The organism is Pedobacter sp. Bi27, assembly GCF_918698255.1.
Lineage (GTDB): Bacteria > Bacteroidota > Bacteroidia > Sphingobacteriales > Sphingobacteriaceae > Pedobacter.
Genome location: NZ_CAKKMW010000006.1, coordinates 153,802 through 165,571 on the forward strand (window position 1 = coordinate 153,802; position 11,770 = coordinate 165,571).

At 40.3% G+C, this 11,770-nt stretch carries 8 protein-coding genes; 5 read left to right on the plus strand and 3 right to left on the minus strand.

Going from position 1 to position 11,770, the window contains the following annotated elements; translation table 11 throughout:
* The first annotated feature begins 267 nt into the window (after positions 1-267).
* The 3 genes from rhaM to LQ227_RS19835 all read left to right on the plus strand — a co-directional run bounded on the left by rhaM (position 268) and on the right by LQ227_RS19835 (position 4,668).
* Positions 268-576, plus strand: coding sequence for an L-rhamnose mutarotase (rhaM, locus tag LQ227_RS19825; protein WP_230144924.1), 309 nt, complete (start codon positions 268-270; stop codon positions 574-576).
* Between the two features lie 4 nt (positions 577-580).
* Positions 581-3,349 carry a glycosyl hydrolase gene (locus LQ227_RS19830; RefSeq protein ID WP_230144925.1) on the plus strand — a complete coding sequence of 923 codons (2,769 nt, stop codon included), beginning with the start codon at positions 581-583 and terminating at the stop codon, positions 3,347-3,349.
* 65 nt (positions 3,350-3,414) lie between these two features.
* Complete coding sequence (locus tag LQ227_RS19835; protein ID WP_230144926.1) at positions 3,415-4,668, plus strand: glycoside hydrolase family 28 protein; 1,254 nt, start codon at positions 3,415-3,417, stop codon at positions 4,666-4,668.
* Positions 4,669-4,989: 321 nt separating this feature from the next.
* On the opposite strand, the gene LQ227_RS19840 is transcribed toward LQ227_RS19835, so the two are convergent.
* The 3 genes from LQ227_RS19840 to LQ227_RS19850 all read right to left on the minus strand — a co-directional run bounded on the left by LQ227_RS19840 (position 4,990) and on the right by LQ227_RS19850 (position 10,841).
* Complete coding sequence (locus LQ227_RS19840; protein WP_230144927.1) at positions 4,990-6,660, minus strand: beta-xylosidase; 1,671 nt, start codon at positions 6,658-6,660, stop codon at positions 4,990-4,992.
* A gap of 210 nt (positions 6,661-6,870) precedes the next feature.
* On the minus strand, positions 6,871-9,834 hold the full coding sequence (locus LQ227_RS19845; RefSeq protein ID WP_230150688.1) for a sugar-binding domain-containing protein: 2,964 nt from the start codon (positions 9,832-9,834) through the stop codon (positions 6,871-6,873).
* A gap of 5 nt (positions 9,835-9,839) precedes the next feature.
* On the minus strand, positions 9,840-10,841 hold the full coding sequence (locus tag LQ227_RS19850) for a family 43 glycosylhydrolase (protein ID WP_230144929.1): 1,002 nt from the start codon (positions 10,839-10,841) through the stop codon (positions 9,840-9,842).
* A 345-nt stretch (positions 10,842-11,186) separates the two neighbouring features.
* On the opposite strand from LQ227_RS19850, the gene LQ227_RS19855 reads away from it, so the two are divergent.
* Positions 11,187-11,462: a type II toxin-antitoxin system Phd/YefM family antitoxin gene (locus LQ227_RS19855; protein WP_230144930.1), complete on the plus strand. Its 276-nt coding sequence runs from the start codon at positions 11,187-11,189 to the stop codon at positions 11,460-11,462.
* Positions 11,463-11,465: 3 nt separating this feature from the next.
* A complete protein-coding gene (locus LQ227_RS19860; RefSeq protein ID WP_230144931.1) occupies positions 11,466-11,741 on the plus strand; it encodes a Txe/YoeB family addiction module toxin in 276 nt (91 codons plus the stop codon).
* Positions 11,742-11,770 lie beyond the last annotated feature (29 nt).

Genomic DNA, 11,770 nt, shown 5'->3' on the forward strand with positions numbered 1-11,770 from the left:
AATTAGCAAATGGTCCGTGGGGACATGGACCACGGAGATTTGTCATTCTGACGCAGTGAAGAATCTCTTATGGGCTGCGGGGCTTGTAGGTTGCATTAAGATTAGCTTCGCTGAGCACTTCGTGGTTCCCGCCTGCGCGGGAATGACGACCTTTTAAACTGAACAATTTAATTAATAAATGGTTCGTGAGGACACGAACCATGGCAGATGGAAGAAATAAAACGGGTTTTAACTTGATAAAATCCTTAAAAAAATAAAATTGAAAACATGAAAATTGCATTCAAAATGAAACTTAAACCAGGTTTTGAAACAGAATATAAAAAACGCCATGATGAGATCTGGCCAGCGTTATCTACTTTGTTAAAGGAAAATGGGATCAGCGATTATTCTATCTTTTTAGATGAAGAAACCAATACACTTTTTGCCGTGCAGCAACAAAATGGAAGCTCCTCGCAAGATTTAGGCAGTACCCAGATTGTGCAAAAATGGTGGGCATACATGGCCGATATTATGGAAACCAACGCCGATAATTCTCCAAAAACATTTCCTTTAGAAATGGTATTCCATTTAGATTAAAAATATGCAATTACAACGATTCTGTTCTGTTCTGCTGTTAAGCACATTAATTTTTAGTTTGACTAAAGCACAAAAGCCTGTTAAAAATACCAGCAGTTGGCCTGTCATCGAAAAGCAGATGAAACCCTGGACCCGCTGGTGGTGGATGGGAAATGCTGTAGACGAACAGAATTTGAACCTGGTTTTAAAGAAATATGCAGATGCTGGCCTTGGTGGTGTAGAAATTACACCAATTTATGGCGCAAAGGGTTTTGAAAAGCAATATTTACAGTTTTTATCGCCGGAGTGGGTGAATATATTGCACCATACGGTTAATAAAGCCAATACTTTGGGCTTGGGTGTTGATATGAACACTGGTACGGGCTGGCCATTTGGTGGTCCGCAGATTAAGCCCGAAAACGCCGCTACAAAACTGATTACCCAACAATATAAACTCAAGGCGGGGGAGAAGTTAACCGAAACCATTAAAGTTAAAGAAGCGAAACAGGATTTCGCGCAGTTACAGGCTTTAACCGCTTACGGCAACAATGGTGAGGTGCTCAATCTGCTTTCTAAAGTTGAGGCTGATGGAACTTTAAATTGGTCGCCTGATAGTGGGAGTTGGGATATTTATGCTGCTTTTGCAGGTAAAACCAGACAAATGGTTAAACGTGCAGCACCTGGTGGGGAAGGTTTTACTTTAGATCACCTCGATAAAAATGCAGTGGATGTTTACCTGAAAAGATTTTCGGATGCTTTTGGAAGCAAACCACAAGGTATCCGGTCGTTTTTTAACGATAGTTATGAAGTTTATGGTGCAACATGGACGCCAACTTTCTTTCAGGAATTTAAGAAAAACAGGGGCTACGATCTGTCCACTCACATTAAAGAATTAACCGGTAAAGATTCTACGAATGCAAATATTGCCCGTTTAAAATCTGATTATCGCGAAACCATGAGTGAACTTTTGCTCCATAATTTTACGCAAAACTGGACCAATTGGGCGCATCAGCTTAAATCGGTGACCAAAAATCAGTCGCATGGTTCGCCAGGCAATCTGCTCGATCTTTATGGAGCAGTTGATATTCCTGAAACGGAAACCTTTGGTTCAAGTTACTTCCCGATTCCAGGCCTTAGGCGTGAGGCTGGAGATATCCGCAACGTAGATCCCGATCCGATAATGAGCAAATTTGCATCATCTGCAGCACACACAGGTGGCAAAAAACTGGCGTCTTCCGAAACGTTTACCTGGCTAACCGAGCATTTTAAAACTTCATTTTCGCAATGTAAACCAGAAGCAGAGCAATTGTTCCTGGCAGGAATCAACCATATTTTTTATCATGGAACCACCAATTCGCCAGCAAATGTTTCCTGGCCGGGATGGCTGTTTTATGCCTCGGTAGAAATGAATCCGAACAATAGTTTGTGGCCACAGGCACAAGGATTAAACAATTATATTGCCCGTTGTCAGTCTATTCTTCAATCAGGAAAGCCAGACAACGAACTTTTAATCTATTGGCCAGTTTATGATGTATGGAACAAGGCGAAAGGTTTAGATATGGCCTTAAAAGTACATGATGTTGATGAATGGCTGCACCCAACAGCCTTTTATAAACTATCAAAAGAACTTTCTAAATCGGGTTATTCTTTTGATTTTGCTTCCGATCGATTATTAAAGCAGTCAACGGTTAACCAAACATTAATCAGTACCAACGCGACTGCTGCGCCATACCAGGTGTTGATTGTTCCGCAATGCGAAATGATGAGCCCGGAAACGCTGGATCAGATGATCAAACTGGCCAGTAACGGAGCGAAAGTCATTTTTCAGGCATTGCCTAAAGATGTTCCAGGATTAAATAATCTGGAAGCAAGGCGTGCACAGCTAAAAGCAACCTTGGCTAAATTGATTTTTACAGATGGCGCAGATGGTATTAAACAGTTTAAGGTTGGGGCAGGAGTGATTTTATTGGCTAACGATGTGCAAAAAGCATTAAATGCAATCGGCGTTAATAGAGAAACTTTAACCGATAACGGGCTAAAATTTATCAGAAGGAAAACAACAACTGGCAAATATTATTATCTGGTTAACCATACTGCTAAAGATATTGATACCGAGCTTTTCTTAAATGAAGAAGGACAGGTTTTAATCATGGATCCACAAAGTTCGAATGTGGGTTTGGCGGCAGTACGCAATAAAAAGGTTCGTGTACAGCTTAAATCGGGAGAGAGTTTGTTTTTAAAGGTTGGTCAGAATGGAACCAGCTCACCTTGGGTTTATCTGAACAAAGCTGTTAATACGATCAATCTTAACCAACCATGGAATTTACATTTTACCGAAGGTGGACCGGAGCTTCCTGCAGATCAGCAGTTAGCTAAACTGGTAAGCTGGACTACTTTAAACGATCCTAAATTACAGGCCTTTTCTGGTACTGGTGTTTACACCTCGAGTTTTAATCTGAGTTCGAAAACAGCCAAAGAATATGTGTTAAACCTGAGCCAGGTAGATGAGAGTGCACGTGTATGGATCAATGGTCAGGAAGTGGGCATTTTATGGAGTATCCCTTTTCAGGCCCGTGTTGGCAAATATTTAAAAGCAGGGTCTAATACCATTAAAATTGAAGTGGTTAACCTGATGGCGAACCGCATCCGTGATATGGATATCAAAAAAAACCAATGGCGGAATTACCACGAAATCAATTTCGTAAATATTAACTATAAGGATTTTGATGCATCAACCTGGAATGTAATGCCTTCAGGCTTAATCGGCCCGGTAAGCATTACAGCTTTTAACTAATCATACACTGTCATTCCTGCGCAGGCGGGAATCTTAAAGCTTTGCACCGCAATATGTATTTTATCATGAAAAAACTCCTTATACTCGCTTTGTTTACCGCCATTGGTATAAATGCCATGGCTCAAGATTATATCATTACAAAATTTGGTGTCAGATCAGATAGCACTAAATTAAACACGAAAGTTATTCAGGCTGTAATCGATAAAGCCTATCAAAAAGGAGGAGGAACGATTGTAATCCCTAAAGGTGTTTACCTTAGCGGGGCACTTTTTTTCAAGCCTAAAACTAAGCTGTTGTTACAAGAAGGTGCTGTGCTTAAAGGATCTGATAACATAAAAGATTACCCTTTTATTCCGTCGCGTATGGAAGGGAGGAGCCTTAAATACTTTGCGGCATTAATTAATGCGACAAAAGTAGATGGTTTTAGTATTTCAGGTCCGGGAACTATTGATGGAAATGGCCTTAAATTCTGGAAAACATTTTGGGCACATCGCGATTCGCTTAAGAAATTAGGAAGGGAATCTACAAACCTTGAAGTTAGCCGTCCACGGTTACTTTTTATCTGGGGATGCAATAATGTGAATATTAAGGGGGTAAAATTGCGTAATTCTGGATTCTGGACCACCCATCTATACCAATCTAATCATGTATTAATTGAGAATTGTGATATCCGTTCGCCGTTTCGGCCAGTAAAAGCACCAAGTACTGATGGCATTGACATTGATTTTTGTAAAAATGTAACGATCAGGAATTGTTATATCTCTGTAAATGACGATGCCATTTGTATTAAAGGCGGTAAAGGACCCGATGCACAAAAACTGCCAGAAAATGGTGCTGTTGAAGATATTTTAATTGAAAACTGTACTATTGGCGAAGCACATGCTACTTTAACCATGGGAAGCGAGTGTATTCATGCACGCAATATTACCATGCGAAACTGTAAGGTAGAAAATAACTGCCCGATTTTAAAAATGAAAATGCGTGGAGATACTTTTCAGCTTTACGAAAATATTACGGTAGAAAACATTACAGGAAAATGCGGCGCAATTATCGACTTAAATCCTTGGAAACAGTTTTTCGATTTGGCAGGTAGCACGGCGAAGCCATTTGGGACAATCAGAAACATCAAGATCTCAAACATTAAAGTAGAAGCAACAAAATTCGGCGAAATGGATGGGAACCCTGAAGATAAGGTATCTGGTTTTCTTTTTAAAGATTTGGAAGTAACTACAAAAACACCTTTTTTGAAAAACAGGTATCAGGATGTTAAAATTGAGAACGTAATGGTAAATGGAGCGCCATTAGTCGTTAAACCTTAGTGACAGACTTCAATGACATTTAAACAGAATATCAATTTACTGTTCCGAAGCACAAATAGGTCCTACGGAAGTAGAATGAGTATGCTTTATCCTCGGTCTGTGTCCTCACAGAACGAAAAAAATATATTTAGGTGGTCTGTGGAGACACAGACCACGGCAACTTTTACTATTGCTTGCGCTCGTTTCCAAACGAGTGCATAAATAGCATTACGATTACATCGTTATAAACGATTGTTTTGGTCTGTGAGCCGCCGACCAAGAGAAAAATACTTCTTTATTTTCCTGCTTTCAGTGTTTCCATGGCAAAAAAAAAGCTAAATGCTACCAATCCAACTTCAACAAAGCTACTCCTTGCCTGGCTAATTCCATTTCAAAAGCACCACCTGTGGTGTCAAATTTTCTGGGTTTACCAATCATTTTAAGCTGGCCGGATTTTTCTAATGCTGCAATCTGTTTCGCATCTGGATTTTGGGGTGAACCCATTTTTTTCCATTCTGAATAAGAATTGCTATTTTCGGTATCAATGCGATATTCTGTGATGGTTACCATTTTTGCGGGCAATTTCTTCAACAAGATGGAAACAACATCTTTAGAATCTGCTTTATCCTCATCGTGGTAATTCCACAACATAACAGCAGCGGTTTTCTCGGCTTTAGTGGCTAAAACACCTATGTCTGTTTGTGGTTTTCTGATGCTCGAATCTAAAATAGAATTTAAATTGTACATACGGTTACTTGTGGCTTCAACACGGTTCCCTTTCATCTGGCCAAACATCCTGAATACATTTAAAACAGGTTTATCAACGCCGTTGGTGGCTAAATCGCGAAAACCTGCAAACCAAGGCTGGTTTTCAAATTCGAACGACCAGGTAACAGCGCCCAACAGGTTGATTTTATATTTATCTGTAAGTTCATAAAGCCGGGCAAAAGAGGCTGCGGTATAGCTCGAATACATGGTGCCGTTTCGGTAGGCATTTTCAGGATTGGTGCTCATGCCACAGGCTGCACAGCCTTCAGGATCGGATTCGCCGATAATTACAGGGATATTTTTAAGTTGAGGATATTTACTGATGATCTTATAATTTCCATCAATATTGCGGAGTTGAGCCCTTACATTCATCACTACGGTTCCATTAACCACCCTTGGCGAGCCTTTCGCATGAAAAAGAACAGCATCTAAAGGCGAACCGATTTTGCCCGTTACATAATTGGTATCGTTTAAACAATGTTTGATAAAGGCATCCAAGTACTTCGTTCCGCCACCTGTTACGTTGGCACCTCCAATTTTCGCAGTAGGTAAAGCACGTTTTAGTCCATCGGCAGCGTAATCGTAAAGTTTAAAGAATTCGGCCTGTGTACCTTTCCAATAAGCGCCATCAGGCTCGTTCCACACTTCCCAATACCAGCTTTCTACCTCAGCCTTACCATATCGTGCTACACAATGTTTTACCCATTCGTAAACCAAATTGCCCCATTTTTTGTAATCTTTTGGCGGATACGCCCAGCCGGTTAAAATTTCATCATATCGGGCGCCAGGTTTCCATTTGTGTTGATAAGGTTGAGGTTTGGTTGAAAGTGCCTCAGGCATAAAGCCTATTTGAGCCAAAGGTTTCATGCCTCTTTTTACGTAAGTATCGAAAATCTGATCAACAATTTTCCAGTTGTAAACCGGATTACCTTTGGCATCTTCAGTATAGGCATTCGTCGATCCCCATTTTAAAGCAGGGGTACCATCGCCAGAGGTTAGCAAGTTATGCGCACGTACATATACCGGAACCGGACTTAATTTAGAGATCTCGGTCAATAACTTCTGGCCATCTTTCATATAGGTGTAATTCGGCTCATCGTAGCCAAACCAGGCCCAAATGGGTTTCATGGGTGCTATATTCTTGTCGAAATTAACCTCGATGTTGGCTTTAGACTGCGCATTTGCTGTATAGATGAAAGCGGTTAAGCTAAAGAGTAGGAGGTAAGCTTTTTTAAATGTTTTCATATAGTGTTTTTAATGTCAATCTGAGGGCTAATTTGTCTCCTCGAAGTGTCGTCATTTCGATCCTGAAGATTCGGGAAGAAATCTTTTAAATTTCATTTCAATAATTTGGTTCAAAGATCTCTCCATTCCGTTGCACTTCAGTCGAGATGACGATCTTTCTATTAGAATCTGTCAACGGAACGGGGGGCTGGCAAAACTTCGGAAGTCTGCCTATGGCTGCTCGTAGATTTCTGCTTCAATAATACTTAAACCACCTTTTAGTTTGGTTTCTGCACGGTCAACACCATCATCAAGTTTTTTACCATTTACCTCTACGCCAATATATGAGTTTTCTTTTTCTTTTCCTGAACCCATTAACTGTATGGTCACTGTTTTTCCTTTTGCTGGTTTGCAGTTTGCAGTAAAATAACCCAGGCTAGGTTTGCTATTGCCTTCGAAAACTACTTTTCCATCAACCAGGACCCTTAATGGATAAATTTTGGTTCTAAAACCATTCAATTTTAAAGAGACTGCTGATACTGTACTTTCTTTTGCTAAAGTATATTTGATCCATGCGGTAGCGATCTTTCCATCGTTTACCCAATCACTCAATTCATTATCATCGAAGCTTAAATTGGCTTTTTCGCTGTTTGCACCTGCTTCGGAAGCAATAATTTTAATCGATTTCCGCGAAACTGTGTATGAGGGATCAAGCGGTGTTGCACCTTTGCTTAAATTCGGTTTCAAACCATCGCTTGGTAATTGGTTAGCTAATCCCTGAGTAGTATTAACCGGTAAAGTTTCGAATGAAAGGCTTGCAGGCCGTAAGTCTTCTGCTTTTGCGGTTACATTAATTTTTCCGGCAGTAGTTGTCGATCTGATGAGCACTCTGTTTACCCCATTTTCTACTGGCAGATCTTTGGCCAAAATATAATTATTTGGCCCCTGGGCTAAACCTCCACGCCATTCGGCTGGGCCATCTAAACTAAATTTGATCATATTTGAAGCCGTAGGGCAACGGTTTCCATCCTGATCTATTACTTCAACCTGCACCAATACCACATCGGCACCATCAGCCTTAAAACCGCTTGGGTTTTTCATTGCAGTAAGTTTTAATCCTACTGGTTTGCCTGCTGTTTTTAATTGTGTTTCTGCCAGTTTTTTTCCTGCTGAAGAATAAGAGATGGCCTTTATTGTGCCTGACTGGTAAGTTATGTTTTTAAAAGTGAACAGAAAACCATTACTTTTTTCGCCAAAACCAAGCGATTTATTGTTCAAAATCAGCTCTACCTTGTCGCCACTGGCCACTACATATACATTCTTCTTAACTCCAGTTTTGTAGTTCCAGTGCCCGATTAAGTGGATGCCTGTTTTTTTAGCGTCAACCCAACCATCCCACATTACTTTGTGTGCAAAAAAGGCATCTTTAGGAATGCGCATCGCATCCACTTCTCCACTTCTGCGGTAGTTTTCTTCGCCGCGGTGGTGGGTATTCGAATCAGAAAATATAATGTTTACCCCACCAGAACTTACCCTGGTTCCTGTTCCAGGGCGTTCTTCATAATATTCGTTCCAACGGATTACATCTTCAATGGCAAAAGAATCCTGGTTGCGGTTGTAATCGCTGGCATCGGCATCTTTGTATTTCGGACCTGCACCATTTATATGAAAAGGAGGGGAGAACTCGTCCCAATATTTCCTTAGGGCCTCGTCTCTTGAATACTCCATAGACCATAATGGTTTGGTTGCGCTTTTATTGATGTACAACATTTCGCCACCATATTCAGCTTCAGGGATATCGAGCATTTCTCTCGATCCGATTGCTCTGCCTCCGTTTGGGTCGTAAAGATTTCTAATCTCTTTCATTTCCTGCATGTGTGCTGTACTGATCGATTCGTTTCCACATTCGTAAAAAACGATACTCGGGTTGTTGCGGTTGTAAATAATCGCATCTGTCATAACCGCTTTTCGCTGATCCCAACGGGTTCCGGTAACATCTTTTTCCGAATCTCCGGCAGGCATGGCTTGGATCAAACCTACACGGTCGCAAGATTCGATATCCTGTTTCCAGGGCGTAATGTGCATCCAGCGTACCAAATTGGCATTGCTTTCTACCATGAGTTGATTGCTATAATCGCTTAGCCAAGGTGGTACTGATAAGCCGATTGCCGGCCACTCGTTACTGCTGCGCTGGGCATAACCTTTCATCATCAATACCCGATCGTTCAAATAAACCATCCCATTTTTAAATGCTGTTTTTCTAAATCCGGTTTTGGTGCTGAGCTCGTCGATAAGTTTGCCTTCAGATTTTAATCTTGAAGTAACCGTGTATAAGTAGCCGTAGCCCCAGCTCCAAAAATTTAAGCCGGTTACCAATGCTTCGGCTTTTAAGGTTAAAGTATCGCCAGCTTTGATATTGGTTTCTGCGGATTTAAAGGTTTTAACTATTTTTCCATCAAGGTCTTTAAGTTCTACCTCATAAACCAGTTTTTTATCTGTTTCACTTTCATTTTTGACCTGCGATTCAGAAACCACTAAAGCTGATTTACCTTTAATATTGAAATCTTTAGCGTAACAGTAGTTACCCGTAGTTTTTAAAGTAGAATAAAGTGGAAGTGTTTGATATACATTACCAGTAACATGCAGGCGAACGTTTTTAGATATCCCCCCATAGTTGGCATTAAAATTTTTATCGTTCCATTGGTAGCCAGAGTTGGTCGCCTTTTCTTTGTAGTTCCAGGCATTATCGATTCTAACTGCTAGTACATTTTCTTTGTTCTGGTTGATTAAGCTGCTAATGTCGAACCCAAAAGCCATCACACCGTTTTCATGCCGGCCAATAAACTTTCCGTTCAGGTAAAATTCACCCGCCTGCCTGATGCCCTCAAATTCAAGGAATATTTTGCTCCTTTGGCTGGTTTCTGAAATGGTAAAATGCTTGCGGTACCAGGCAATACCGGTTGATAAATCTTCTATAGATTTTTTGAAGGCTTCGTCTTCGTTCCAGGCATAGGGTAGGGTAATCGGCTCCCATGCCTTATCATCAAAATCGGTACTTTCTGCGCCAGGTAAATCACCTACAAAGAGTTTCCAGCCAGGATTAAAGTTGTAGGTTTTTCTTTGATTAGTCGGTTGTTGCGCAAAAGCGATAAAGGGCAAGAACGTAACTATTAAAAAGAGGTAAATATGCTTCATATTTGTTATGGATTTAATCTAATAGATAAAGGTTTATCGCGATCGCAAATAATTTCACCATTGGCGTATGCTAATTCTGCCAGTTGAAGTACACTTCTTCTAGTCATGTAGTTATCGATCCCTTTATTTTCGGGTATTCGGCCAGGATGGGTAAAGTAATAGATATAGGCTTTATCGCCATTCACCAACACATCGGCATGACCGCCCATTACACCATCATCGGTTCCTTTTCCGGGTGCCTGTAAAATGTTTTTGGGCTGGCGTTTCCAGGTGAGGAGATCCGTAGATGAATATATGCCGAGACCGTTCCAGTTGTCTACTACCATCCAATAAGTGTTTTTCCAGTAGAAAACTTTTGGACCTTCGCAGCCTTTATCGCCAATTAATTTTTTGCCACTATCTTCCCAGTTGTACAGATCTTTACTATCGGCATAATAGATCGATTTGCCGGCCATTTCATTGTTGTAATACATGCGCCAGCCTTTGTTATCAGGCAATTTCAATACACAGGCATCAATGCTGCGATCGGAGGCAAGGTTCAGTTTGGATTCGAATTTCCAGTTGATGAGGTTTTTACTGGTAAGATGGACAATGTACCGTGGGTGGCGCCAATCTTTAAAAACGCCAGGCACATAGGTTAAATACATGTGGTAAATTCCCTTATTTTCGATTACTTCTGGTGCCCAATGGGTATAATCGGTTAGCCGGTATTGAATATCGCAGGTATCGCGGTACTTCCATTTTACACCATCTTTCGACTCGGCAATGCCGATACGCGTGCCATGTACCCAACTTACGCCATCAAGGTTTTTAACGTTTGCTCTGCGGTTGGTATAAAACATAAACCACTTCTTTTCTCCTTTATTCCAGATGACCACCGGATCGGCAGCGCCATCGTAAACAGGATCGCTGTACAATGGCTTGGGAACTAGTGTTGTTTTATTGCTTTTTTGAGCAAAAGCACATATAGAAAACAATATCAAAAAGGCAAGGAGGAGTTTTTTCATCTCAAATTGATCATTATTGGACCGTTTCTATACCATTGGATAAAAATGCCACTAATAAAAAGAAATATTTGGTTAAATAGTTTAAACGAGTTTAGCGTTTAAAATTGAGAGGGCCATCCTGCTCTATCCTGTAGAAAATAGGTTGCATATGGATAAACAGCTTTTAGCGCTTTTCAAACGTTTGAAATAATACTTTATCCGATATAGCGGGGTGGGTAACAAAAGCAATACAATTTAACAGAGCCGAATCTGCGATAGAGGAAATAATAGCATAGATCATGTTATTATTTTTATTTGGTTTTTTGTACATTAAGATGTACATTTTATTGTACAAATTCGATTAAGATGAAAGCAGTAACCATTTCTTCGCTCAGAACAAACATGAAGAGCTACTTTGATGAAATAAGTGCTACAGAGGATGTTTTAATTGTTCCGCGAAATAACAACGAAGATGATGCTATAGTAGTGATTTCAATTAAAGAATATAATGCACTTACCGAAACTGCACATTTAATGTCGACTGAAGCAAATCGCAAAAGATTAGATAAATCTATAGAGAGTTTAAAAAACGGTAGAATGAAGCAATTTTCCGTAGAAGACGAAAAGTCTGTTGAGCTTTAAGCAATGAATATATTGTTTACTGAAGAAGCCTGGGAGGATTTTGAATATTGGATGGATAATGATGATGAAGCGGAAAGAAAAATTAGGGCACTCCTGAAAGATATAACAAGAACACCATTTCATGGTTTAGGAAAACCTGAAGCTTTAAAGCATAATTTAAAAGGCTTTTGGTCACGGCGGATTACCGGGGAACATCGTTTGGTTTGTCAAGTATCGGGTACCAAAGGCAAAGATCAACAATGTGCCGTGATTCAATGCCGGTTTCACTACAATAAATAGTAATATCCAAATAAAAAAGAGCAATAAAC

Excerpts from the sequence above, each read along its gene's own strand:
- rhaM (WP_230144924.1), top strand. The coding sequence starts at position 268 with ATGAAAATTGCATTCAAAATGAAACTTAAACCAGGTTTTGAAACAGAA.
- LQ227_RS19830 (WP_230144925.1), top strand. The coding sequence starts at position 581 with ATGCAATTACAACGATTCTGTTCTGTTCTGCTGTTAAGCACATTAATT.
- LQ227_RS19835 (WP_230144926.1), top strand. The coding sequence starts at position 3,415 with ATGAAAAAACTCCTTATACTCGCTTTGTTTACCGCCATTGGTATAAAT.
- LQ227_RS19840 (WP_230144927.1), bottom strand. The coding sequence starts at position 6,660 with ATGAAAACATTTAAAAAAGCTTACCTCCTACTCTTTAGCTTAACCGCT.
- LQ227_RS19845 (WP_230150688.1), bottom strand. The coding sequence starts at position 9,834 with ATGAAGCATATTTACCTCTTTTTAATAGTTACGTTCTTGCCCTTTATC.
- LQ227_RS19850 (WP_230144929.1), bottom strand. The coding sequence starts at position 10,841 with ATGAAAAAACTCCTCCTTGCCTTTTTGATATTGTTTTCTATATGTGCT.
- LQ227_RS19855 (WP_230144930.1), top strand. The coding sequence starts at position 11,187 with ATGAAAGCAGTAACCATTTCTTCGCTCAGAACAAACATGAAGAGCTAC.
- LQ227_RS19860 (WP_230144931.1), top strand. The coding sequence starts at position 11,466 with ATGAATATATTGTTTACTGAAGAAGCCTGGGAGGATTTTGAATATTGG.